Raw genomic sequence first — 24,940 nt, forward strand, 5'->3', positions numbered from 1 at the left:
ACCTAAATTTTTATTAACTTTCAGAATGAAAAATTTCTTGACCTTATCAATCCTACTTTCACTAACCGTAATGAGTTGTGACAAAGGGAAATCAACCACTGAAACATCCACTGAAATGGGTGAACAGATGACCACCAAAACAGACAAATTACCCGTAGATTCTATTAAAGTAGAAGACTCTCTAAAAGTTGATAAAAATTTAACGGTTAATTTTGAATCGAAATTATTGGTTTTTCCAACTTTAAAAAATAAGTCAATTCTGGATTCTATTTACGGTTCCAATCAAATTCATTTAGATGAATATTCGAAGGCAAACCTCGCGGAATCTTTAAAGAAAAAACAATCTGAGTTTTACGACCAGCAAAAAGAAGCGCTCACGAATTGGAAACCCGAGTTTGCACAAAACTGGTACAGCAATTCTAATATGAAGATGATTTCAAATGACAATGATTTCCTGACGATTCAATATACTCAGGATGGGTATACCGGTGGAGCACATGGCTACTACAATGAATTTTATAAAGTTTTTGATTTAAAGAATAACAAAACAGTTCAGTTATCTGAAATTATTACCAATAAAGATTCAGCCTTATGGCAACCAATTTTAATGGATAATTTTATTAAAAACGATACCGGCAAAGGACAGGCAGAAATGCTTTTAGTAAAAGAAATTCCGATTAATGATAACTTTTATTTTGACAAAGAAAATCTCTATTTCCTTTACAACCAATATGAAATTACCGCTTATGCGGCCGGTCCTGTTTTAATTAAAATTCCTTTGTCGGATATTAAACCTTTGTTAACCGATGACTTCCTTAAGCGTCAAAATTTTTTAATATTTTTTTAAGCAGGTTTTATCATCTGCTTTTTCTATTTTTGTTGCACATGAAAAATGTCGCTTTTATCATCAACCCGTTTTCTGCCAAGAAAAATTATCAACCTTTTTTAGATTTACTTCAAAAAAAAATTGAGCATCCGAATTTCTATATCTCGGAATCTTTACCAGGAACTGAAAAGTTCATTAAAGAAAAATTTGAAGCCACTGACATCTTTGTTGCAGTGGGTGGTGATGGAACAATTTCCTCTGTAGCGAAACAATTGATTAATACAGGAAAGATTCTGGCTATATTTCCCGCAGGTTCGGGAAATGGTTTTTCAAATGAAACTAATTTTACCAAGAATTTAGATGAACTTTTAGCAAAAATAAAAGCCAATAAACATCGGGAAATCGATACCTTCAAAGTAAATGACCGATTATCCATCAATGTCTCAGGAACGGGTTTCGATGGTAAAGTAGTCAAGCATTTCGAAAAAACAAGCAGAGGATTTACGAACTATATTAAAGTGACCATCAAAACTTTTTTTAGTTACAAACCGATTGAAGTTAAATTCTCATCTGATGAGTTTAAAAAATACGACGGAGAATATTTAATGTTGAACGTCGCTAACACCCGCCAGTTCGGCAATAACGCCTACATCGCACCACACGCAAGTACGGTTGACGGTTTGGCAGAAGTTGTTTTGGTCAAAAAATTTCCGTTGATTCAAGGTGCAGCTTTTGCGTGGAGAATGTTTAATAAAACTTTAAAAGAAAACGCTTACGTCACTTTCCTTTCTGTTCCCGAAATCGATTTTACGGTCAACACTCTAGACTGGCATCTGGATGGCGAATACAACGAAATTTTCTCTCCTATTCACATTCAAGTTTTACCAAAGAGTTTGAAAATTTTGATTTGAAAAATTAAATAATGGTCTCAATTTCCTTTAACCGCAAAAGAGACAAAAGTTTATCTTTAAAATAGACAAATCAAAGTTTGCAAAAGCATCATAAAGTAATCTATTTACCATTTTTGCAGACTTTTGAAATTCTTTTTATTTCATTTATCTTTTGATCCTTTTGCGGTAAAACTTATAATTTAAATTGTCAGACCTTTACTAAAAATTCAGACTTTACAAATTTTCTCCTGCCAGACCTTTTTTATAAATCTCGAGGGCTCTCAGTCGTGCAAATTTATGTTCTACGATTGGTTTTGGATAAGTATTCGTTCCGAATTCTTTCACCCATTTTTTAATGTATTTAAATTCTGGATCAAATTTTTTCTGCTGTTCTTCCGGATTGAAAACTCTGAAATACGGCGCCGAATCACAACCTGTGCCTGCACTCCACTGCCAGTTTCCATTATTCGCAGATAAATCGTAATCCATTAATTTTTCTGCAAAATAGGCTTCACCAATTCGCCAGTCCATTAAAAGATGTTTGGTGAAAAAACTTGCACAAACCATTCTTACACGATTGTGCATAAAACCAGTTTCGTTTAACTCGCGCATTCCGGCATCTACAATCGGATAACCTGTTTTTCCTTCTTGCCATTTATGGAGAAGTTCTTCATCATACAACCAGGAAATATTATCGTATTTTCTTTTGAATGATTCGTGAACTACTTTGGGATAATGATACAGAATCAGCATAAAAAATTCCCGCCAGATTAATTCTTTAAGATAAGTTTCATTCAGTTTTCTTGCTTCAGCAGCCAGTTTTCGAACGCTTATGGTTCCAAATCGCAAATGAACACTCATTTCAGATGTCGGTGTTGTAGGGAAGTTTCGGGTTTCGTGATAAGTCTTTAAAATAGAGGAATTAATTTTAGGAATTTCGAATTGATATTCGGTTTTTATAAAACCTATTTTCTCTAAAGAAATTTCCTGTTTTTCAACATCAATTAAATTTTGAAGTAGTTTCTCACTGGGATAAAACGCTACTTTTTCTGCTGCATATTTCAGCAACCATTGTTTTGAATACGGCGTGTAGATGGAATATGGCGTGCCATCAGATTTTAAAATATCGTCTTTATGAAAATGAACCTGATCTTTAAAAGACTGAAATCCAATATTTTTTTGACTTAAAAAATCGGCAATTTCCTGATCTCTTTTGATGGCAGCCGGTTCATAATCTTCATTACAGAGAATGTTTTCTATTTCGTAATCTTCGGTCAAATTTTTAAAAACTTCCAGAGGTTTACCGTGAAGAATTTTAATCGACTTTCCAGATTTTTCTAAAAACGTATTTAAAACCTGCAAAACCTGAACAATAAAATCGACTCGTTTATCTTCTTTATTTTCAAGTTTCGACAGAATGTCCGTATCAAAAATAAAAACAGGCAAAACCTTTTGAGAAGATTCTAAGGCTTTAAAAAGTCCGTGATTATCGGACAATCGCAAATCTCTTCGAAACCAAAAAACTGATATTTTATCAGGCATTTTCCACGATTTTCAAAAGTTCACTCGGTTCCTCATTTCGCAAATTGGTATAAATCGTATGATGGAAAGTATTGAGTTTTTTCAAAGAACTTAACAGACTTTCTTTTTCAGCGTCATCTAATTTCCCACACATTATTTTAGAAACTACGGTAATATCCTTCATCGATTCCTGAAAAACTTTTTTCCCTTTTTCCGTCACCGAAATTCTCGTACTTCTTTTGTCGTCTTTATCAGGGCTTTCTACGAACAGTCCGTTGCGAACCAATCTCTTGATAATTTCAATTCCGGATTGTTTCTCGTGGGCGTTTTTTTCAATCAACTGCATTTTTGTTAACGAGGGATAATCCATCAGTCGAAACAAATAAGTGAAATCTTCATTAACCAAATCAGGATGATTTTCCAAAGATTTTTTAATCAGATGTTTCGAATATCTGCCCAACATAATCACCTGTTTGGCAATTTCATTTTCAAGATCGAACACATCTAAATCAAACTTATCCGTTAAGTTTCTGGGCGTTTCCTGGTCGTATGCTTTTTCGTTCAGATACAAGCGAAAATCCTCCAAACTCGTTTGGGTGCTTGGTTGATTTTTCTGAAAAGTATCCAGTTCAGTGAGGATATCGATGATTAAATTTAACTCCATATCGTTATTGTTTTTTTAAAGTTTTATATTTCCTAAACCGCCGTCCAGACCAATTATTTGTCCAGTCATCCAGGAACTTTTATCGGATAAAAGAAATGCAACCAACTGCGCACTGTCTTCCGGTAAACCTATTCTCTGCAACGGATGTCTTTTTGCAGATGCGATTCTTTTCTCTTCTGTAGAAAGCAATTGTGCCGCTAAAGAAGTATCTGAAAGCGAAGGCGCAATGACATTAACCCGAATATTTGCCGCCGCCAATTCTGCTGCTAAACTCTTGGCAAAACCTTCAATCGCTCCTTTGCTTGCTGCAATTGAAGTGTGGAATGGCATTCCCACTTTTGCGGCCACCGTTGAGAATAAGACGATGCTTGCTCCTTTTGATTTTTTCAAAGCCGGTAAACATTTCTGAATGATCCGAACTGCGCCCATAAAATTTTGATTAAAATCGGCCAGGAAATCTTCTTCTGTTAACCGATTAAATGGTCTCAGATTAATTGAACCCGGACAGAAAACCAGTCCGTGCAATTCCTCCGGCAAAGATAAATTACTCAAATCATCTTTTGAAACATCTAACTCAAAAAATTGACTTCCTAATTCGTCAAGTTCCGGCGTTGCATGTCGGGAAATTGTGAAGAGATTTTCGTCTTTCAAAAGTCGGGCAGTTTCCAGTCCAATACCTTTTCCTGCCCCAACTATCAATATATTAATCATCGTTTTTATTTTTTTATTTTCTTACATTTTTCGCTGCAATATTTAACCGCTTCCCAATATTTCTCCCATTTTTTACGCCAGGAAAAAGGCCTTTCACAAACCGGACAAATTTTCGTCGGCAGATGTTCTTTTTTTATATTTTTCAAAACTGTTTAAGGTTTTGCATACGGCAATTGCTCTAAAAAATCACTGGAATAATAAGCATCTAAACCACCACTCAGAAGCAGATCGAAAGGTTTTACCAATCCGTCTTCTGCCAATCGGTTTTTTGGAATATGAATTTGCTCAATTCTTCCGATGATCATTTTGGTGTTGTTAATTTCAATATCTAAAATCTGCTGAAATTTCATTTCAATTTTAATTTCGGCTTCTTTCACAAAAGGAGCAAAACAGTTTTCTAAATATTCTGGATTTAAACCAGTTGTTTCAAACTCCGAAGTCTCTTTTGTATATCGTGCTGAAGTTTGATGTGCTTTTTTTATCCATTTACTATGAATATAATTTAAAGTATAAATTCCGGTTTCTTTGATATTTCTTAAAGTATCCCGCTCCACCGAATCCGGTCGGGAAATAAATCCAAACAAAGGCGGATGAGCGCCCAAGTGAATAAGCGAATTAAAAATCGCCACGTTTTCCTGACCCTCTTTCGATTTTGTTCCGATCAATGCAACCTGACGAATTCCCGCTAAAGAATTAATCAACTTCGTTCTGTACAGTTTTTCAGTTGTAGAAATATCTTCTAAAGTCAGTGATAAAATCTCTTTCTCTTGTTGCATCCTATCTTTTGCTAATTTTATTTCCGGAAATCGTTCTTTGTCTGGTACATTTAAACCGGTCGATTTCACTGTTTCTTTTAAATAAATGTTTCTGACTTACGCCCGAATTCACTCTCGCCCGCCATAAATTGAAAGAACTTCTTTTCAACTCTTTTCTCATCAAACCAATCACCTCTTTTTCTGCCAGAGCAAATTGATAAGTGATGGCTTCAAAAGGCGTTCGGTCTTCCCACGCCATTTCTATAATTCGGTCGATTTGAATATCAGTTAAATTCAATTTTATTGAAAGTTTTTATAATTATTAATGATAATATTTTCTGACTGAATGTCATGCATCAAATTGTACAAACCAAAAAATGTTCTGTTCATATAAATAAAATGTCTCGATCCACGATTTGCATTTCTACCTTTAATCTGCGTATTCTTCGCATATTTTTGTCCGAGGTCTGCAATGGCTTCAAAGAATTTTCCATCGGAGAAATCAAAATTTTCTTCCTGGAAAGGCGTTGTAAATAAATACAATAATTCATAGAATATTTCGGTGAAAAATTCTTTTTCCTCCGCAGAATCATCTGGCAGAATGATTTCCAGTTCTAATAATTTCTCATCTAAAAATGCTCTATTTTCTAAATTCTCCCGAACCGCCAATTCAAAATAAGGAATATAAAAATCCTCCGGAATTGTTTTCATACAACCAAAATCGATGGCGATTAAAGTTCCTTCTTGTGAAACCAAAAAATTCCCCGGATGTGGATCAGCATGAACTTTACGCAGTTTGTGAATCTGGAACATGTAAAAATCCCATAGCGCCTGACCAACTTGATTGGCTAATTGTGGATCTTTATTTTCCGCACAAAAAGTGGAAAGATGTTTTCCATGCATCCAGTCCATGGTGATAATTCGATCGTTGGATAATTCTGAATAGTAATTTGGAAAAGCCAGATTTGGCAAATTCTCACAACTTTGTCTGATTTCTAAACTTTGCTTAATTTCTAAATTATAATCAGTTTCTTCTAATAATTTATCTTCAACTTCTTTGAAATATTGGTCGGAGTTTTTTCCTTTAATATTGAACATCTTCATGGCAATCGGTTTTACCATCGCTAAGTCTGACGAAATTGAATCTGAAACTCCAGGATACTGAATTTTCACCGCCAATTCTTTACCATCTTTCATGGCTTTATGAACCTGTCCGATACTTGCTGCATTCGTAGAATTGGGTTCAAAATGATCAAACAATTCATTCGGCTTTTTACCAAAATAATTTTTAAAAATCTTGGCTACCAAAGGTGCAGACAAAGGCGGAACCTGAAACTGAGACAAAGAAAACTTTTCAACATATGCAGCGGGAAGAATATTTTTCTCCATGCTCAGCATTTGAGCCACTTTCAAAGCACTTCCTTTCAGTTCTTTTAAACTGTCATAAATGTCGATTGCATTGTTATTATTTAGATTTTCCTTCGCCTCTTCTTCGGTCTTGGTGATTTTCTCACCGTAATATTTTAAGTAATTCACGCCAACTTTTGCACCCGTAGAAATCAATTTACTTGCACGCTGGATTTTACTTGTAGGTATTCTATCTAATGTTTTCATTATTTATTTTTTACTTCATTAAAGAGAAACTTTCCTAAGTCGATTAGTTTCTTCAATGGTTTTATTTCAAAAAGTTCAAAACTCGTATCAACTGATTTCTCAATAAAAATGTCGGTTTTCTCAAAGTTTGGACTGGTATCTTCGAGCCAGAATTTTAAGGTTGTCATAAAATGTCCCCAGTATAATTCTTCAATTCCTTTATTTTTAAATCGTTCCATTTTCTCCACCCGATCATTGACATTGTCCATTAAAGGTTCAGAAATATCTAATGATTTAATAAAGCGTTGGAACTCTTTTTTCAAAGACCACAACTTCTTGACATTCTCTAAATTATTTTTATCCTGACCAATCAGATAAATCACCAAACTTCTATTTAAAGTCAACTGTTCGAAAAAGGTATAATAAAAGGACAGCAATTTGGTCTTCGCTTCGTCTTCAAAATAAGATTCTTCTGCAGTGATTAATAATATACTTTGCTCCATAAAATATTTCAAGTAATCTGCTTCGAGTTGGTCGAAGTTGGCGTAGAAAGAATAAAATTCGGATTCCGCAATTTCGTGGTCATCGCAAAAGGTAAAAATATTCAGTGGTTTCTTATTATTTCTTAATACATATTTAGAGTAGATATCTAAAATCTTTTCTTGAGTTAATTCTGTATTTTTCATATCTTGGTTTAAATTAAAGTACAAATTTAGTAAAAATATTTTCCATTTTGAAAATAAAAGTATATTTTTGTTCCATTATTTAAAGAATGAAAAAAGTAATTATCATAGGATCTGGATTTTCCGCCATTGCTTCTGCCTGTTATATGGCTAAGGCAGGCTATTCTGTTCAGGTCTTAGAAAAAAACGAGCAGTTGGGTGGTCGTGCATCTATGTTAGAAATAGATGGATTTAAATTTGATATGGGACCAAGTTGGTACTGGATGCCAGATATTTTCGAGCGATTTTTCGCCGACTTCGGTAAAAAAGTTTCTGATTATTATGAATTAAAGAAGTTATCACCAGGTTACAGAGTTTATTTTGGAGAAAATGATTACATCGATATTTCCGATGAACCCGAAAAAATTATTGCAAAATTTGAATATATAGAACCAGGCAGCGGAAAACATCTGCGAAAATTCATGGAAGATTCCCGTAAGAATTATGAAATCGCCATGACAGAAGTTGTTTATAACCCAGGCAAATCTTTCTTGGAACTCGTGAGTTTAGATACTGCTACCCGATTACATTTATTTGTTCAAAACATTTCACAGACCGTTCGAAAGAATATAAAGAATCCGAAACTCCAAAGTATTTTAGAATTTCCGGTTTTATTTTTAGGAGCAAAACCACAGAATACACCGGCCTTTTATAACTTTATGAATCATGCCGATTTTGGTTTGGGAACCTGGTATCCAAAAGGTGGTTTCAATGCAGTTGCAATGGGAATGGTAAAACTGGCGAAAGAACTGGGAGTTGAATTTCACATCAATCAAAATGTGACTGAAATTCAAACCGAGAACAGCAAAGCAAAAAAAGTTATTACAACCACCGATTCTTTCGACGCAGATTTAGTTATTTCCGGAGCAGATTATGCCCACACTGAAAAATTATTGAAAACGGAACAGAAAAATTACAGCGACCAATATTGGCAAAAGAAAGTTTTCGCGCCCTCGTCCTTCTTATATTATGTCGCATTTGATAAAAAAGTTCCGGAACTTCAGCATCACAATTTATTCTTTGATACCGATTTTGGTCAGCATGCAGTTGATATTTACGATGAACCGAAATTGCCAAAAAAACCTTTGTTCTACGCAAACTTCTCTTCTAAGACCGATTTAGATTTATGTCCGGAAGGAAAGGAAGTTGGATTTTTCTTAATACCGGTAGCCGTAGATTTAGAGGACAACCAAGATATTCACGATAGATATTTTGAATTAATAATGGATCGTGTACAAAAAAACATAGGCGTAGATTTACGGAGTTCTGTATTATTTAAAAAGAGTTTTGGCGTGCAGGATTTTAAAGAGCGGTACAACTCTTGCCGTGGAAATGCGTACGGCTTGGCGAACACTTTACTTCAGACTTCGATTTTAAGACCGAGCATTAGCAATAAAAAAATAAAGAATCTTTTCTATACCGGTCAACTGACCATTCCAGGACCGGGTGTTCCGCCCGCGTTAATCTCCGGAAAAGTAGTGACAGATTATATTCTTCAACATCAAAACAAAATATTCTAACCATGAATAATTTAGAAATATTTAACTCATTTTGCGGACAGTCTTCCAAAATGGTTACCGAAAAATACAGCACCTCGTTTTACAAGGCGTCTTCCCTATTTCAGCCGGAGATTCGCCAGCACATTTACAATATCTATGGATTTGTTCGGTTAGCAGATGAAATTGTAGATACTTTTCATGATTACGACAAAGTGAAATTGATGGATGATTTTGAAAGAAATTACCGGGAATCAAAGGAATATGGCATTTCTTTAAATCCAATTCTGCATTCATTCTGTTTAACCCAAAGAGAAAAAAACATTCCCCAGGATTTGGTCGATGCTTTCTTACATTCTATGAAAATGGATTTGGGAGAAATTAAAGATCTGAATGACGAAAAGTACAACGAATACATTTATGGCTCTGCTGAAGTAGTTGGTTTAATGTGTCTGAAAGTCTTTGTGAATGGAAACATTCCAGAATACGAAAGATTAAAACCATACGCTCAAAGTTTGGGTGCGGCTTTCCAGAAAATTAATTTCTTACGGGATATCAGCGCAGATTTTATTGATTTAAACCGCACCTATTTCCCGGGTGTTGATTTCAATAACTTTTCTAATCAAGATAAAATAGAAATTGAAAAAGATATTGCCAGAGATTTTGCCCATGCAAAAACCGGAATTAAAATGTTACCAATTTCCTGCAAATTAGCAGTATTTATGGCGTATAAATATTACTTTAATTTGTTTAAAAAAATTAGAAAAACAAAACCGGAATTGCTTTTAACAAAAAGAATTAGAGTTTCAAACGCCAGAAAAATGTATCTTTTCGGTGAAATGATTTTGAACAAAAACCTGAATTTACTTTAATGAAAAGAATTACTCTTTTATTACTATTATTAATTTCAAATCTGATGTTTTCCCAAAATTTAACAGAATACCGAGCCTTATTAAAAACTGGCGGAAACTCAGAAAAGTCGGCAAAAATGCTGATTGAAAAATCCAGCACAGACTATAAAAACTCCAAAGAACCAATCTATGAAGGATTTTTGGCCGTGGGGAAATTTTTTATGGCAAAACATGCTTTTAATCCATTGAAAAAAATGTCTTACTTTAATGAAGGAAAACAATTAATGGAAAAATCATTAAAATCAGACCCTAGGAATTTAGAAGTCAGATTAATGCGGTTAATTACTCAGGAAAGTGCACCTGCAATTTTAGGGTATAACAAGGAGATTAAAGATGACCGCAATTTTTTAGCAAAGGAATATAAAAACACAAATGACGAAGATTTGAAATTATACATCAAAGATTATTTAAAATTATAAAATGGAAATTATAGGATATATTCTGCTGACACTGGTCATTGTTGTAACCATGGAAGGCGTTACCTGGCTTACTCACAAATTTATTATGCACGGTTTCGGCTGGTATCTGCACGAAGATCACCATCAACCGGGCTACCCACATGTATTTGAAAAAAACGATGCTTTTTTTATCGTTTTCGCAATCCCAAGTATCTTACTATTCTACTTCGGAACACGAGGAGAAATCAACTGGATGTTTTTCGTTGGATTGGGAATTCTCATTTATGGAATCTGTTATTTCTTAGTTCATGATGTCTTAATCCACCGCCGTTTCAAATGGTTTGACAAAACAAATAACTGGTATTTCCGAGGGTTGAGAAAAGCGCATAAAATGCACCACAAACATTTAGGAAAAGAAGAAGGTGAATGTTTTGGGATGCTTTTCGTGCCTTTACATTATTTCAGAGAAGCGCGATTATCAACCGTAAAAAAATAAATTCTGCAATCTTAAATCTAGCGATGAAAATTAATTTGACCAAACAATCCGGAATTTACACTTTGACTTCCGAACAGATTTTACCACTTTCATTAGAAAAAGCGTGGGAGTTTTTTACGTTGCCAACCAATTTAGATAAAATTACACCGAAAGAAATGGAGTTTCGGATTACCAATAATCCCCCAAACAAAACCTACAAAGGACAAATCATCACTTATAAAATAGGAATTCTACCAGGCATCAGTTCCAACTGGATTACAGAAATTACCCATTTACAGGACAAACAGTTTTTCGTTGATGAACAAAGATTTGGACCTTACGCCATGTGGCATCACGAACATCATTTTGAAGAATTAGCAGACGGTAAAGTTTTAATGACCGACATCGTTAATTTCAAAATGCCGTTCGGAATTTTAGGTGATTTCTTTGCCGGTAAATTTGTGCGAGATAAAGTGAAATTTATTTTTGAAAGTCGATACACCATCTTAGAAAAATTCCTAACACCATGAAAATACTTCTTACAGGCGTAACCGGTTATATTGGCAAACGACTTCTGATTCAGTTATTAGAAGAAGGTCATCATTTGGTTTGTTCTGTAAGGGATAAAAATCGGTTTGGACTTAAATTATTTAAAGAAAAACTTAATCAAATTGAAGTCATTGAAAATGATTTTTTAGATGAATCAACTTTAAATAATATTCAAAAAGATATTGACGCAGCGTATTATTTAATTCATTCCATGTCTTCCAGCGACGGTGATTTTCAGGAAAAGGAAAAAGTTTCTGCCGATAATTTTCGTCGTGCTTTAGAAAAAACAAATGTCAAACAAGTTATTTTTCTGACTGGAATTATTAATGAAGAGAAGTTGTCAAAACATCTTCAATCCCGTAAAGATGTTGAGCAGGCATTGCAAAGTTCCGTGTACAGTTTAACAAGTCTTCGGGCTGGAATTATTGTGGGTTCGGGAAGTGCGTCTTTTGAAATCATTCGTGATTTGGTGGAAAAATTACCCGTGATGATTACGCCAATCTGGCTCAACACCAAGTGTCAACCAATTGCGATTCGAAATGTAATGCAGTTCCTGGTCGGCGTTTTAGGAAAAGAATTTACCTACAATCAAAATTACGATATTGCGGGAACAGATATTCTGACTTACAAACAAATGCTTTTGCAATATGCGGAAATACGTGGTTTGAAAAGATATATTTTCATCGTTCCAGTGATGACTCCAAAACTGTCTTCTTACTGGCTTTATTTCGTGACTTCAACCAGTTATTTTCTTGCGGTAAATTTAGTTGACAGCATGAAAATCGATGTGGTTGCGAAAAAAAACAATCTCGCCGAACAGTTAAATATTCATCTTTTCTCTTACCACGAAGCTATTCAACAGGCCTTCGATAAAATCAAGCAGAATGATGTTTTATCGAGTTGGTTTGATTCCTTTTCAAATCAATTCCACAGTCGAAAAGTTTGGCAATATCTGGAAGTTCCGGAAGAAGGTTGTTTCAAAGATATTCGCGAAGAAAAAGTAGATGACGAGGAAAAAGCCTTTGACCGTGTTTTTAGTATCGGCGGAAAAACAGGTTGGTATTACGCCGATTTCCTGTGGAGAATTCGTGGTTTTTTAGATAAACTTTTTGGCGGCGTTGGATTAAGAAGAGGCCGTCGAAATATGAATAATTTAGAAGCCGGTGATTCGGTAGATTTCTGGCGCGTTCTTTATGCAAACCGTGAAGAGAAAAGACTTCTACTTTTTGCTGAAATGAAACTTCCGGGTGAAGCGTGGTTGGAATTTAAAATTAAAGATGGTGTATTGCATCAGGAAGCAACTTTTCGTCCGCTTGGATTATCGGGAAGATTGTACTGGTATTCTGTTCTGCCCTTTCACGGCTTGATCTTTAATGGAATGCTGAAAAAATTAGCAGGAAAATAAAATGGCTGTAAAATAAAAAAACTTGCCTCTTTGCTGTATTATTTACTTTAAAAGTTAAAGTTTTGAAGAGCGATTAAAGATAATCTACCGGTCAAAATTTTAAATACAACAAAGGCAAGAAATGAGATTGCTCTCTTTTTTTCATCATGTGTTTTAGAATCTGTGACAAAGATAAAACTACCTTTCCTTAATCAACTTAACATATGTTAATTCCGCATTGTTTTGAGCCGTTCTGCACGAATTCTTGAAAGATGAACGGCAGAGATGTTGAACCAGAAAGCAAGGTGTTTCAACGGCACCACATCTAAATATTTCGAAAAAGATTTTTCTAAGAGTTCGTAGTTTTTACTTGCATCGTTAAAATGAATGGTCGTCGTAATTTTAAATAAATTGATGAAATGATTTTCAATAATGGCGATTCCTACCTGCGCCCAATCGTGATAATCGACATACAGATTCGATAAACTTTCCCGATCAATATGACAGATCAAGGAATCTTCATAAATATGAATATTACAATTACTCGGCCCTTGGCTATTGAAACTCTCATAGTCGGTAATAAAACTCATTTCGGGTTCGAGCCAAAGTGTTTTTTCTTCGCCATCTTCACCCAGAAAATAACAGCGCGAAATCGATTTTTCCACAAAGAAAACATTTTTACAAAGTTCTCCTGCTTTCACAAGATAATCGCCGGCTTTGTAATCAGTCACTTGGAATTTCTCTAAACCTTTATTTAAAACCTCTTGATTAAAATCGGGTTTATAAAATAATATTTTCTCTCTAAGTTGTTGTTTGAACTTCGTTGCTGCCATAATTAGATGTTTATTCTACTGCTACAGAATCGTCACCACGTCCGTCTGCAACTGCGATTGCATTTCCGTTTTCGTCGATGATAATGAGTTCTGTTCTTCCAATTTGGGAAGTTCTTTCGATTTTATAATTATTCTTTTGTAAGTCTGCGATCGTGGATTCTGGAAAATTCTTTTCAACCAAAACACTTTCAGGTAACCATTGCTGATGAAATTTCGGTGAATTTACGGCCATATTTGGGCTCAGTTTAAAGTCCACAATATTTACAATCGATTGGTAAACGGAGGTTGGAATCGTAGTTCCACCAGGAGTTCCCACAATAATATATGGCTTCGAATTTTTCATCACGATGGTTGGAGTCATTGAACTCAACATTCTTTTTCCTGGTTGAATGGCATTTGCTTCACCACCAACGGCACCAAACATATTGGGAACGCCTGGTTTTACAGAGAAATCATCCATTTCATTATTAAGAAAAAAACCTGCGCCCGAAACAACGACTTTACTTCCGTACAATCCATTTAAAGTTGTCGTCACTGCAACTGCGTTTCCATCTTTATCGATAATTGAAATATGCGTAGTTTCCGTAGATTCCTTGGGTTGCGGAATAATTTTGCCCACTTCGGAACTCGGTGTTGCACGATTCATGGTAAATGATTTCCAACGGTTTTTTAAATACTCTTCAGAAATCAGCATTTCGGTTTTATCTTTAATAAATCCTGGATCGCCCATATATTCTGCGCGGTCTGCAAAGGCACGACGTTCTGCTTCAACCATGATCTGCACCGCCGGAGTTGAGTTTTGCTGGTATTTCTCTAACTTTTCGAAATTGCTCATTTTCAGCATTTGCGCCAGAAGAATTCCACCACTTGATGGTAAGGGCATTGAGACGATTTCGGTTCCTTTGTAATCAAAGGAAATCGGTTTTCTTTCGACTACTTTATAATTCTTCAAATCATTTAAAGTAATGATTCCGTTTCCGCGTTTCATTTCATCGATGATGAGTTGTGCAGTTTTTCCTTCGTAGAAACCTTTCGCACCATTTTTCTGAATGAGTTTTAAAGTTTCTCCCAATTTTTTTTGAATCAATAAATCACCTTGTTTCCACGGAGTTGATTTCTGAAATACCGTTTTGTTTTTATTATGTTGGTTAAAGAATTCCATTTGATTATTCAGCAAACTGGCTTCTTTCTGCGTGATGGCAAAACCTTGCTCTGCCAAATCGATTGCAGGCTGAATCAGTTTTTCCATTGGAAGTTTTGCATGTTTTAAAGTCGCATAAAATCCCGCTACAGAACCCGGAATTCCCACGGCTAATCTTCCGTTTTGGGAAAGATCGGTATTGGCATTTCCTTTTTTGTCGAGGTACATATCTCTGGAAGATTTCTCCGGCGCTGTTTCCCGAAAATCAATGGTGAATTTTTCTCCATTATTCTTTACGCCGACCAGAAATCCGCCGCCGCCAATGTTTCCGGCTTGTGGATAAACAACTGCTAAAGCGTATTGAGTGGCGATCACGGCATCGTAAGCGTTTCCGCCCAATTTCAAAATTTTTGCTCCGGCTTCACTTGCTAGTGGATGTGCAGAAACGACCAGACCTTTGTTTTTGGTGTGAATTTCTTTTACAATATTTATGTCCGTGAATTGTGCAAATCCCAACTGGGAAAAGACCAGAAAGAAGAAAATAATTTTTTTCATATGACTACTTATTTTTTATTAATGTTTGTGCATACAATCTTCTATAAAAAATATTATCCGTTTTAAAGGAAATTCCACCTTGAGGAATCCAACCTTCTTTTATTTTGGTGTTAACTTCTTTGATAAGGACGTCTAAAAATTGATTTTCAACAACCGTGTATTCCATTATGTAATTTTTACCAAAAATAAGAAAATTGAAAGTTAAAAACGAAGGATTTCTGATTAAATCCTGAACTGCGACCCGACTTGAATGAAGCTCATTTTTTTTAGCGCTGGAAGGAGAAAGGCAAAAAAAAAAGCGGGAGTGGAAGCGGGAAATTGTCGCCCAAAAAATTATTTTGTGAATAGTATTTCTTTTGATAATCGATTTTATTAAATTTGCGTCAATCTAAAATCTAAAAATGGAATCCAAAACGGAAAAAATTCTTATCACTGGTGCCCTTGGGCAAATCGGTACCGAACTTACCAATCGATTAGTTGAAATTCATGGCGCAGAAAATGTGGTTGCTTCCGGACTTGACCGTTGGGATAAGGACCTGACTTCTGCGGGATTCTATGAAAGAATGGATGTGAGCAATACGCAACTGGTTCGCCAGGTCATTAAAGATTACGAAATTACGACGGTTTATCACCTGGCTTCTCTGCTTTCGGGAACCTCGGAAAAACAACCGCTTTTTGCCTGGAAACTGAATGTAGAACCACTGCTTAATTTCTGTGAAATGGCAAAAGAAGGTTTGCTTCAGAAAATTTTCTGGCCGAGTTCTATCGCGGTTTTTGGGAAAGGATTGCCGAAAGAAAACGTAGGACAGGAAGTGGTTTTGAATCCAACTACAGTTTACGGAATTTCTAAAATGGCGGGTGAAAAATGGTGCGAATATTATCACGATAAATTTGGAGTTGATGTTAGAAGTATTCGGTATCCGGGTTTAATTTCGTGGAAAACTCCACCTGGTGGCGGAACTACGGATTATGCGGTAGAGATTTTCTACGAAGCAATTGAAAAGGGAAAATACACCAGTTTCATTTCAGAAAACACAGGAATGCCAATGCTTTATATGGATGATGCAATTAAAGCAACCCTTGATTTAATGGCGGCTCCGAAAGAAAGTCTAACTGTTCATACGGCTTATAATTTGGGTGGAATGTCTTTTACCCCAAAAGAACTGGCAGCAGAAATTAAAAAAGAAATGCCTGATTTTACCATTGATTACAAACCCGATTTCCGTCAGCAAATTGCTGATTCGTGGCCAGCATCGATTGATGATTCGGTGGCGAAAAAAGACTGGGGACTTTCTTACGAATACGGAATTACCGAAATGACAAAAGATATGCTGAAAAATCTAAAGATGAAGTTGGCTAAAAATTAATAAGACTTTTTTTCGCTTTTTTAAAGTTTTAAAATAAACGTTTCTCTTAAAATCTGTAATTTCAATTGGATTTCTCTGATTGATTTTGCAGATTTTTTTTATACTTTCACCAAAACAATCGCATAACGAAATGATTCTATTGACTTTTAATATTATTAATCCAGATCGGATTTTCGAAAATACCGGAGCATTGAAGAGTGAAGAAATTTTAGAAATCACGATTCAAAATACCAAAGCACTTTTGCGGAGTTTAGAAAGTCAGGAAATCCTGGCGACTTTTTTTATTGAAATTTCACTCATTGCTCATTTGGATAAATTAGTAAAGAAAATCATTAATGATGGTCACGAAATCTCTTTCTACAATATTGATTCTACGATCGAGCAAATTGAACTCATCAAGAAAAACACGGAAGATTTAATTGGAAAGCAAATTCGGGGAATTCGCATGAAAGAAGCTGCATTTGATCTAAGTACCATTCAAAGTTTGCGGTTTACCTATGTTTCTTTAATTGAAGAAACTGCTTTAATATTTCCTTTTAAACGGTTTGAAAGAAAAGCACCGTACACCGAAGAACATGGTTTAAGTATTTTACACGACAGTATTTCGCCCTACTCCCAAATTCCTTATAATGATTTTGTTTTCCAGATGATTCCACTTTCTTATTATGAAAGTATGGTGATCGAAACCATTAAAAAAGATGAATTTGTTTTAGTTTACCTAAACTCCTGGCAGTTTACTGATTTTGAAAAACTTCAGTTTGAAATTCCTTTTTATAAAAAATACAGATCAGGAAAAAAACTTCAGGATAAGGTGGATCAGTTTTTAATTTGGATGAATGAAAATGAGTTGGCATCTGCACGGATAAAGGATTTTGCTGTTTAAAAGAACGATAACCACCGCATTTCATATTATGAATTATTTAGATTTTTAAACATATTTATACAAAAACATCACAAATTAACATATTTTATTGTGGATTCTATTTATATTTTCAAATTTTAGCATACACTAATTAAATTTTATAATATGAAGAAACTTTTACTCTTTGCCAGCATGATGGCATTACCACTAACCGCAAATGCACAAATGCTGCTGAACGAAAATTTCCAGTCTGGAAGCATTCCTGCAACCTAGACTGTTGCGCAAACAAACACTGTACAAACTTGGAGTGTTTCTGACCTTGGAGCATCCGATTTTAGAGCAACTGTTGACTATGATCCACTGCCTGGAGCACAAAATGAAATGCTCATTACGCCCAGTATGGATTTTACCACAGCAACATCATTTACATTAAAAGCCAATATTGGTTTAAGTTACTACTGGTCAGTTGATCCAGAAAATAATTATGATGCCTTTATTAAAATCTCTACAGACAATGGAGCACCTGGACTCAACTCTGGTCAGAAAATGATTTAGGAGTATTTACGAACTGGACAATGAACCCAGTAGTTATTAATTTAGATTCTTATGTTGGAAATCCAAATGTGAAAATTGCGTTTCAATATGTAGGGCTAGATGGTGCCGCGTTATATGTTGATAATGTAGTCGTTGCTGCACCGCCAACTGCTGCACCAAATTGTGCAACACCAACTTCTCCCGCAAACGGTGCTACTGGCATTGTTTATAACTCTGTAAACCTAACATGGACTGCTCCAACAACTGGTTCTGAAGCAGCTTCTTATGACGTATATCTTGATAAAAATGCTAATCCAACTACATTGGTTGGTAACGTCACAGGAACAAGTTATACGGCATTAAACTTAGATGCCTCTTCTACTTATTACTGGAGAGTGGTTCCTAAAAATGCGGCTGGATCTGCGACTGGTTGTTCGGTCTTTTCATTTACAACCATTGCTCCCACTTATTGTACTGCAGGTGCGACCAATACAAGTTTTGAAAAAATAAGCAATGTGAGTTTTGCTGATATTAATAACAACTCCACTTCTACAGCGGGATATGAAGATTTCTCTCAAGTTGTTGGAAATGTTACTGCAGGTCAACCTTACCCCTTTACCGCTTCTTTTACAGGAACTTCTTTCGGAGACGATCAAGTTCTCGTTTGGATTGATTTTAACAATGACAAAGATTTCGCAGACGCTGGTGAACAAGTTTTAGTAACTCCTAAAAAAACATCACCTTGGACTGGAACGATTACTATTCCTGCAAATACTTCTGCAGGTCAGGTTCGTATGAGAGTTAGATTACACGATTCTGTATTGACTCCAAACTTAACGCCTTGTGGAACTTCTAGTTTTGGACAAGTTGAAGATTACACCTTAAACATTACCGCTTTGGCAGTCTCAGATGTTAGCAAAACTCAGGTTAAAGTTTATCCGAACCCAGTGGTAGACATATTAAATGTTGAAGCTGCTTCTAAAGTAAGTACTGTACAGGTATTTGACTTAACAGGAAAAGTAGTTTCTTCACACGCTTTAAGCGCAGTGAAAAATCAAGTTGATCTTAGCAAATTGGCTCCAGGAGTTTATGTTGTTAATATTCAAACTGAGAATGGAACGCAATCTGTGAAAATTGTTAAAAAATAAAACCGATTAATTTCTATTTAAATGAAGGTCTGCGAAATTGCAGACCTTTTTTTGATGTTTTTTTGCCTGTATGCACGAATAAAGTCAAACTAAATTCTATGGTAAGTTTATCTATTTTTTTTACCGTATTAGAATTTTTATTTAAACCAATAGAAAATACTTTAAATAAAAACACTCATGTATTCATGGCAGTTACTCTCACTGATTTCCACAGAGGAACACAGATGAATACATTGTTTGTATAGAGAGTTATTAAAAAAATCTGTGTAAATCCATGGTATCGGTGCGTAAAAACATCCGTGCATTTGTGGCAGTTACTCTCACTGATTTCCACAGAGGAACACAGATAAATACATTGTTTGCATAGAGAGTTATTAAAAAAATCTGTGTAAATCCGTGGTATCGGTGCGTAAAAACATCCGTGCATTTGTGGCAGTTACTCTCACTGATTTCCACAGAGGAACACAGATGAATACACTGTTTGTATAGAGAGTTATTAAAAATATGTGTAAATCCGTGGTATCGGCGCGTAAAAACATCCGTGCATTTGTGGCAGTTACTCTCACTGATTTCCACAGAGGAACACAGATGAATACATTGTTTGTATAGAGAGTTATTAAAAAAATCTGTGTAAATCCGTGGTAGCGGTGCGTAAAAACATCCGTGCATTCGTGGCAGTTACTCTCACTGATTTCCACAGAGGAACACAGATGAATACACTGTTTGTATAGAGAGTTATTAAAAAAATCTGTGTAAATCCGTGGTATCGGTGCGTAAAAACATCCGTGCATTCGTGGCAGTTACTCTCACTGATTTACACAGAGGAACACAGATGAATACATTGTTTACATAGAGAGTTATTATAAAAATCTGTGTAAATCCGTGGTATCGGCGCGTAAAAACATCCGTGCATTTATGAAATTATTCCAAATAAAATAATGCGGGATTATCCCAGATTAATACCTTTAAAACGTTCAAAAAATTATATTTTTGCACTATGCGAAGTCTCTTTATCCTTATTCGCCGATCCCTTAAAAGATCATTTGACAGGATTCATAACGAAAAACTGAAGCACAATTTGCTGCAGGCGATTCCGTTTTGGATCGGTTCTTTTATCACCGCTATTTTCGCTGTATCCTACGCCCAACTCTTTCAGTGGGGCGAAAACCTGATGCACGCAATGATGCGCTGGCACAGTTGGCTCATCTTCATCGTAGCGCCAATTGCTTTTGTTTTGTCGTGGTGGCTCATCAAGAGATTTGCGCCTTATGCGAAAGGAAGCGGAATCCCACAGGTTATGGCATCGGTAGAATTAGCCAATCCGAAGGAACATTATAAAATCTCCAAATTACTCAGCATCAAAATTATTTTATTCAAAGTTCTTTCCTCCATTATTTTGGTGATTGGTGGTGGCGCTGTAGGGCGAGAAGGGCCTACAATCCAAATCGCGGGATCCGTTTTTCGGAAGATTAATGAATACCTGCCCGAGTGGTGGCCAAAAATATCGAAGAAGAATATGATCATGACTGGTGCAGCAGCCGGACTTTCCGCAGCATTCAACACGCCGCTGGGTGGAATTGTTTTTGCCGTGGAGGAACTTTCGAAAACACACATCAACTATTTTAAAACAGCCTTGTTTACTGCGGTAATTATTGCAGGACTTACGGCGCAGACTTTTGCGGGTTCTTATCTTTATTTAGGATATCCGAAAACGAGTGAAATCAGTATGATGATTATCTTTCCCGTAATTTTGGTTTCGGCAGTTTCTGGAATTTTTGCCAGTCAACTTTCCCGAATGATGATCAACATCAGCAACTGGAAAAAAAATTTAAAAAGCGACCGCTCCAATATTATCTTCCTGGTTATTTCGGCATTAATCATCGCTACTTTGGCCTATTTCATTAATGAGGAAATATTGGGTTCAGGAAAAGGAATTATGCAGCGAGTGCTTTTCACCGAGGATAAAAATGAAGAATGGTACATGCCTCTATTCCGAATGATTGGTCCGGCATTATCCTTCACTTCGGGTGGCGCGGGCGGCATATTTGCACCCGCTTTAGCAGCCGGAGCCAGCATGGGATCAGTGATTGCGGGCTGGATTAATTTAACACCGCACGAAACCAACGTGGTTATTTTAGCTGGAATGGTGGCTTTCCTCACCGGAATTACGCGCGCACCATTTACCTCTTCAATTATCGTTTTGGAGATGACCGACCGCCACAGTTTAATTTTCTACCTCATGCTGGCCGGCATGGTTTCCTCGCTGATCTCCGTGCTGGTAAGCAAACACTCGCTGTACGATCAACTAAAAGTAATGTATCTGGAGGAATTACGGAAAGAATAAGGAGCAACAAGATTTTAGTTGCTCCCAAAACCAATCCTGCTCTCCGTTACAATCCCTACTTTCGGACTTCGCTTTGCTCTTCCCTCATTCCGGGGATTTTCACTGCGATCAGGGCTAGAATTTCGGGCAGTTTCTCTTATCATAAGACGAGTATTTTTTCCTCAAGTTGGCTACAAAAAAACCCATTAAACCTCTAATTATACGCTCTGAGCCCATCATTTGGGATTCCTAACGTATAATTATACCTTGGTCTACGTATATTTTGGGGTTGCTAGCGTATCATTATAGGTTAGTGACCGTATAATTTGCGGTTCCGAACGTATAATTTAGGGTTGCGAACGTATAATTATGGATAAACAACCGCAATTGATGATTTTTCAGTTAATTAAAATTGTTTTAAAAAAGTTTTTGTCCTTAAAACAGAGGGTGAAAGAAGAACGGTGATCTTTTATAATAGCCATGCGAAAGGATTCGAATTCGAGCAAGGAGTTTAAATTTTTGCAACAATTTAGAACGGGCATACAATAAATTACATTTATCTTTACTTCTTAAAACCAACTCATTATGATCTGGACAGCGAAACTTATACAACACAGAAGTGAAAGTAGAATTGCAGTACAGTTTGAAAAAGATGTTACTTTAATCAAAAGAATAAAGCAATTTGAAGGCGCGCGCTGGAGCCAGCAAAAGAGACTTTGGCACCTTCCCGATACGCCCCAGAACAGAGATCACTTTAAGATTGAACACTACGAAAACACCACCCCATCTGCAGACGGAATCGTGCAGTTGCAAAAATTCACTCAGTGGTTATCTTCCAGAAGATACAGCCAAAGTACTATAAAGACTTACACAGAGGCCTTAAGATCTTTCTTTATTTTTTACCGCAACAAAGACATTGCGGAAATCACCAATGAAGATGTAATCACTTATAATACTGCTTTTCTTCTGAATAATAATTTTTCGGCTTCCTATCAAAATCAAATTGTGAGTGCCATAAAATTATATTTTGCCACCATTGTAGAAAAGAAAATAGATATTGCAAAAATTCATCGTCCACGGCGGGAAAAGATTTTACCGAATGTATTAAGCAAAGAAGAAATAAAAGCGATTTTAGAGGCACACCAGAACATCAAACATAAAACGATGCTCAGTTTAATTTATAGTTGCGGCTTAAGACGAAGCGAACTTTTACATTTAAAACCGACAGATATTGACTCGAAAAGAAACATTGTAATCATTCGCCAATCAAAAGGCAAGAAAGACAGGATTACGCCTTTATCGCCAAAGATCCTGGCATTATTACGAGAATATTACAGCATTTACAAACCCACCACTTTTTTATTTGAAGGTTCACAAAAAGGAAGTTGCTATTCTGAACACAGTTTGCATAATGTTCTGAAACAGGCTTTAGCCAAGGTAAAAATAACAAAACCAGTTACCTTGCATTGGTTGCGACACAGTTACGCCACTCATTTATTAGAAAGCGGCACCGACTTGCGTTATATTCAAGAATTACTGGGACACAACAGCAGCAGAACCACTGAAATTTACACTCACGTAAGTACAAAAAATCTACAACAAATTAAAAGCCCATTCGACGATTTATAAGAAAAAAATGATATATTTGGAAATATATAATGTAATCCATTTATGATACTTATCACTACAGATTTGGTAGGTTGTGTATTATTTTGTGGAACATATAAGTAAGTTACCAGAAACGCCATAGAAAATCCGGCATAAAACAATGGTTCCGAATATTGGACAAACTTGAATCGTAAAAGAAACTGAATCCAGACCTAACTTTGACAACGCTGAGAGGTCTGAATTCATTTTCTATCGGACTAAAAAAAACGCTGACGAAAATTTTCAAAAAACCTCTGACTTAACGAAATTTTCAATGACCATTTCTGACAACTTTTTGGACAAATTCTACTCGACTTTAACAAAAAAATGGACAAAATTTTGCTGGACTAAAACTGCTGAACAAAATGCGTTCTGAACTTTGCGCAACCGAAAAAATTTTGAAAAAATAGAGGTTTAACAGTCAAAAATTGGACAAATCGACTTGGACAAAAATTGCGCAACTGAATTTTGGACTTTTTTTTGAAATTTATTGAAAAAATATCACTGAATAATTGAAAATATTTCTAAATTTAACGAAACAAAAACAAACGAAGGAACAGGCGCATCTGGTAACATCGGTTTGGCAATATGGCGGATTTAGTGCTAATTTCAAGTTCGGTTCTTCGATTGAAATTTAGTACAAATTTGAAATTTTGTGCTTCGATTTCCGCCACATCGCCAAGCCGCAAAACGTTATATGATATGCTACCAAAAAACCGAATAATGAAGAAAATTTTACTTTTTATAATTAGTTTAGTAACTTTTCAAACTGCATTTTCTCAAAATGCTGACGAATTAAATATGCAAGCCAAAGATCTAATTCAGCAAGGAAAATATAATGATGCATTTCCTATTTTAAAAAAATCTGCTGAATTAGGAAATGCTGAAGCCCAATACAATCTTGGATATTTTTTGCAAAGTGGAACGACAGGAATAAAAAATGAAAAAGAAGCGATTGATTGGTATAAAAAATCGTCTAATAATGGTTTTAATAATGCCCATTATGCAATGATGATGGCTTATGGAAATGGAAACGGAATTGAACAAAACTCTGAAAAAGCATTTGAATATGCTCTAAAATGCGCAAATAATGATGATGAAACTTGTATGTGGAATGTTATTAATTGCTATTTAAGTGGAAATGGTGTTAAACCTGATAATTCAAAATTTAAAGAATGGATTATAAGACTTGCAAAACTTCCAAATCCTGAAAACCTTGAATTAAGTGGAAATATAACTTCAGCAAGATTAGAACTTGCGAACTTTTTTAAAAATGGAAAGTATTTTGAAAAAGATAATTATCAAAGTTATTTATGGTATTTGATTTATAATGAATCAAAAGTAGATTTTAGTATTTTGAAGCAAGAAGAAGCAATCAAGGAAATTAAAGAACTTGAGAAAGATTTATCAAAACAACAAATAGACAATGCGCCAAAAGACGCCGAAAAATTACTCGGACGAAATTTGAATAATCTAAAAGAATTATACAAAAACTCACTCTAAAAAAAGCACATCATATAACAGCGGTTTTGCAATAGTGCGGGATTTTCACAAGTTTAAAAGTTTTAGATATTTCGAAGTTTAGTTTATAATAGAAAGATTTACCATATTTAGCCGCACCATCGCAAAGCCGCA

General features: G+C 35.5%; 27 protein-coding genes. 15 read left to right on the forward strand and 12 right to left on the reverse strand.

Annotated elements, in window-relative coordinates; translation table 11 throughout:
• Nucleotides 1-25 precede the first annotated feature (25 nt).
• Entirely contained in the window at nucleotides 26-847 is an 822-nt protein-coding gene (locus tag PUH65_RS09070; protein WP_305519673.1) for a DUF3298 and DUF4163 domain-containing protein, read from the forward strand.
• Between the two features lie 38 nt (nucleotides 848-885).
• Nucleotides 886-1,737 carry a diacylglycerol kinase family protein gene (locus PUH65_RS09075; protein WP_305519674.1) on the forward strand — a complete coding sequence of 284 codons (852 nt, stop codon included), beginning with the start codon at nucleotides 886-888 and terminating at the stop codon, nucleotides 1,735-1,737.
• Nucleotides 1,738-1,950: 213 nt separating this feature from the next.
• Here PUH65_RS09075 and PUH65_RS09080 read toward each other — a convergent pair whose 3' ends face one another.
• The 8 genes from PUH65_RS09080 to PUH65_RS09115 are packed head-to-tail and all read right to left on the reverse strand — an operon-like array spanning nucleotide 1,951 to nucleotide 7,646.
• Entirely contained in the window at nucleotides 1,951-3,258 is a 1,308-nt protein-coding gene (locus PUH65_RS09080; protein WP_305519675.1) for a deoxyribodipyrimidine photo-lyase, read from the reverse strand.
• Nucleotides 3,251-3,901 (reverse strand): MarR family winged helix-turn-helix transcriptional regulator, encoded by a 651-nt coding sequence (locus PUH65_RS09085; RefSeq protein ID WP_305519676.1) that lies wholly within the window; start codon nucleotides 3,899-3,901, stop codon nucleotides 3,251-3,253. The genes PUH65_RS09080 and PUH65_RS09085 overlap by 8 nt, the downstream gene beginning before the upstream one ends.
• A gap of 15 nt (nucleotides 3,902-3,916) precedes the next feature.
• The gene (locus PUH65_RS09090) at nucleotides 3,917-4,612 is read right to left on the reverse strand and encodes an SDR family NAD(P)-dependent oxidoreductase (RefSeq protein WP_305519677.1); all 696 of its coding nucleotides are present in this window, start codon (nucleotides 4,610-4,612) and stop codon (nucleotides 3,917-3,919) included.
• 5 nt (nucleotides 4,613-4,617) lie between these two features.
• Nucleotides 4,618-4,749 carry a DUF2256 domain-containing protein gene (locus tag PUH65_RS09095; protein WP_305519716.1) on the reverse strand — a complete coding sequence of 44 codons (132 nt, stop codon included), beginning with the start codon at nucleotides 4,747-4,749 and terminating at the stop codon, nucleotides 4,618-4,620.
• A gap of 15 nt (nucleotides 4,750-4,764) precedes the next feature.
• Nucleotides 4,765-5,388 carry a flavin reductase family protein gene (locus tag PUH65_RS09100; RefSeq protein WP_305519679.1) on the reverse strand — a complete coding sequence of 208 codons (624 nt, stop codon included), beginning with the start codon at nucleotides 5,386-5,388 and terminating at the stop codon, nucleotides 4,765-4,767.
• A gap of 1 nt (nucleotide 5,389) precedes the next feature.
• Nucleotides 5,390-5,671, reverse strand: a complete 282-nt coding sequence (locus tag PUH65_RS09105; protein ID WP_305519717.1) for a TIGR03643 family protein — start codon at nucleotides 5,669-5,671, stop codon at nucleotides 5,390-5,392.
• A complete protein-coding gene (locus PUH65_RS09110; RefSeq protein WP_305519680.1) occupies nucleotides 5,668-6,981 on the reverse strand; it encodes an AarF/ABC1/UbiB kinase family protein in 1,314 nt (437 codons plus the stop codon). The genes PUH65_RS09105 and PUH65_RS09110 overlap by 4 nt, the downstream gene beginning before the upstream one ends.
• Nucleotides 6,981-7,646, reverse strand: a complete 666-nt coding sequence (locus PUH65_RS09115) for a TetR family transcriptional regulator C-terminal domain-containing protein (RefSeq protein WP_305519682.1) — start codon at nucleotides 7,644-7,646, stop codon at nucleotides 6,981-6,983. Before PUH65_RS09115 ends, PUH65_RS09110 begins: the two co-directional genes overlap by 1 nt.
• A gap of 86 nt (nucleotides 7,647-7,732) precedes the next feature.
• Between PUH65_RS09115 and PUH65_RS09120 the strand changes: the two genes are divergently transcribed.
• The 6 genes from PUH65_RS09120 to PUH65_RS09145 are packed head-to-tail and all read left to right on the forward strand — an operon-like array spanning nucleotide 7,733 to nucleotide 12,916.
• On the forward strand, nucleotides 7,733-9,202 hold the full coding sequence (locus PUH65_RS09120; protein WP_305519683.1) for an NAD(P)/FAD-dependent oxidoreductase: 1,470 nt from the start codon (nucleotides 7,733-7,735) through the stop codon (nucleotides 9,200-9,202).
• Nucleotides 9,203-9,204: 2 nt separating this feature from the next.
• Nucleotides 9,205-10,050 carry a phytoene/squalene synthase family protein gene (locus PUH65_RS09125; RefSeq protein WP_305519685.1) on the forward strand — a complete coding sequence of 282 codons (846 nt, stop codon included), beginning with the start codon at nucleotides 9,205-9,207 and terminating at the stop codon, nucleotides 10,048-10,050.
• Nucleotides 10,050-10,508: a hypothetical protein gene (locus PUH65_RS09130; protein ID WP_305519687.1), complete on the forward strand. Its 459-nt coding sequence runs from the start codon at nucleotides 10,050-10,052 to the stop codon at nucleotides 10,506-10,508. Before PUH65_RS09125 ends, PUH65_RS09130 begins: the two co-directional genes overlap by 1 nt.
• A gap of 1 nt (nucleotide 10,509) precedes the next feature.
• On the forward strand, nucleotides 10,510-10,983 hold the full coding sequence (locus PUH65_RS09135) for a sterol desaturase family protein (protein WP_305519688.1): 474 nt from the start codon (nucleotides 10,510-10,512) through the stop codon (nucleotides 10,981-10,983).
• A 23-nt stretch (nucleotides 10,984-11,006) separates the two neighbouring features.
• On the forward strand, nucleotides 11,007-11,492 hold the full coding sequence (locus tag PUH65_RS09140; RefSeq protein ID WP_305519689.1) for an SRPBCC family protein: 486 nt from the start codon (nucleotides 11,007-11,009) through the stop codon (nucleotides 11,490-11,492).
• Nucleotides 11,489-12,916 carry an SDR family oxidoreductase gene (locus PUH65_RS09145; protein WP_305519690.1) on the forward strand — a complete coding sequence of 476 codons (1,428 nt, stop codon included), beginning with the start codon at nucleotides 11,489-11,491 and terminating at the stop codon, nucleotides 12,914-12,916. Before PUH65_RS09140 ends, PUH65_RS09145 begins: the two co-directional genes overlap by 4 nt.
• Before the next feature lie 206 nt (nucleotides 12,917-13,122).
• Here the strand turns inward: PUH65_RS09145 and PUH65_RS09150 are convergent, their stop codons facing one another.
• From PUH65_RS09150 to PUH65_RS09160, 3 genes are read right to left on the reverse strand one after another with little or no spacing between them, the layout of a single operon-like run.
• Nucleotides 13,123-13,728 carry a Crp/Fnr family transcriptional regulator gene (locus tag PUH65_RS09150; protein WP_305519691.1) on the reverse strand — a complete coding sequence of 202 codons (606 nt, stop codon included), beginning with the start codon at nucleotides 13,726-13,728 and terminating at the stop codon, nucleotides 13,123-13,125.
• Nucleotides 13,729-13,738: 10 nt separating this feature from the next.
• Entirely contained in the window at nucleotides 13,739-15,424 is a 1,686-nt protein-coding gene (ggt, locus tag PUH65_RS09155) for a gamma-glutamyltransferase (RefSeq protein ID WP_305519692.1), read from the reverse strand.
• Between the two features lie 4 nt (nucleotides 15,425-15,428).
• Nucleotides 15,429-15,590 carry a hypothetical protein gene (locus PUH65_RS09160; RefSeq protein WP_305519694.1) on the reverse strand — a complete coding sequence of 54 codons (162 nt, stop codon included), beginning with the start codon at nucleotides 15,588-15,590 and terminating at the stop codon, nucleotides 15,429-15,431.
• A gap of 235 nt (nucleotides 15,591-15,825) precedes the next feature.
• On the opposite strand from PUH65_RS09160, the gene PUH65_RS09165 reads away from it, so the two are divergent.
• The 6 genes from PUH65_RS09165 to PUH65_RS09190 all read left to right on the forward strand — a co-directional run bounded on the left by PUH65_RS09165 (nucleotide 15,826) and on the right by PUH65_RS09190 (nucleotide 23,287).
• On the forward strand, nucleotides 15,826-16,791 hold the full coding sequence (locus PUH65_RS09165; protein WP_305519695.1) for an NAD-dependent epimerase/dehydratase family protein: 966 nt from the start codon (nucleotides 15,826-15,828) through the stop codon (nucleotides 16,789-16,791).
• Between the two features lie 130 nt (nucleotides 16,792-16,921).
• The gene (locus tag PUH65_RS09170) at nucleotides 16,922-17,674 is read left to right on the forward strand and encodes a polysaccharide deacetylase (protein ID WP_305519696.1); all 753 of its coding nucleotides are present in this window, start codon (nucleotides 16,922-16,924) and stop codon (nucleotides 17,672-17,674) included.
• 360 nt (nucleotides 17,675-18,034) lie between these two features.
• Nucleotides 18,035-18,208, forward strand: coding sequence for a hypothetical protein (locus PUH65_RS09175; RefSeq protein ID WP_305519702.1), 174 nt, complete (start codon nucleotides 18,035-18,037; stop codon nucleotides 18,206-18,208).
• Nucleotides 18,209-18,228: 20 nt separating this feature from the next.
• Complete coding sequence (locus tag PUH65_RS09180) at nucleotides 18,229-19,335, forward strand: GEVED domain-containing protein (protein ID WP_305519703.1); 1,107 nt, start codon at nucleotides 18,229-18,231, stop codon at nucleotides 19,333-19,335.
• 997 nt (nucleotides 19,336-20,332) lie between these two features.
• Nucleotides 20,333-21,679, forward strand: coding sequence for a chloride channel protein (locus PUH65_RS09185; protein ID WP_305519704.1), 1,347 nt, complete (start codon nucleotides 20,333-20,335; stop codon nucleotides 21,677-21,679).
• A 564-nt stretch (nucleotides 21,680-22,243) separates the two neighbouring features.
• On the forward strand, nucleotides 22,244-23,287 hold the full coding sequence (locus PUH65_RS09190; RefSeq protein WP_305519705.1) for a site-specific integrase: 1,044 nt from the start codon (nucleotides 22,244-22,246) through the stop codon (nucleotides 23,285-23,287).
• A gap of 78 nt (nucleotides 23,288-23,365) precedes the next feature.
• Here the strand turns inward: PUH65_RS09190 and PUH65_RS09195 are convergent, their stop codons facing one another.
• Nucleotides 23,366-23,512 carry a hypothetical protein gene (locus PUH65_RS09195; RefSeq protein ID WP_305519706.1) on the reverse strand — a complete coding sequence of 49 codons (147 nt, stop codon included), beginning with the start codon at nucleotides 23,510-23,512 and terminating at the stop codon, nucleotides 23,366-23,368.
• A gap of 516 nt (nucleotides 23,513-24,028) precedes the next feature.
• Between PUH65_RS09195 and PUH65_RS09200 the strand changes: the two genes are divergently transcribed.
• Nucleotides 24,029-24,808: a tetratricopeptide repeat protein gene (locus tag PUH65_RS09200; RefSeq protein ID WP_305519708.1), complete on the forward strand. Its 780-nt coding sequence runs from the start codon at nucleotides 24,029-24,031 to the stop codon at nucleotides 24,806-24,808.
• The last annotated feature ends 132 nt before the right edge of the window (nucleotides 24,809-24,940 follow it).

The sequence above is a fragment of the Kaistella sp. SH40-3 genome, from assembly GCF_030686865.1.
In the GTDB taxonomy this organism is placed as follows: Bacteria; Bacteroidota; Bacteroidia; order Flavobacteriales; family Weeksellaceae; genus Kaistella.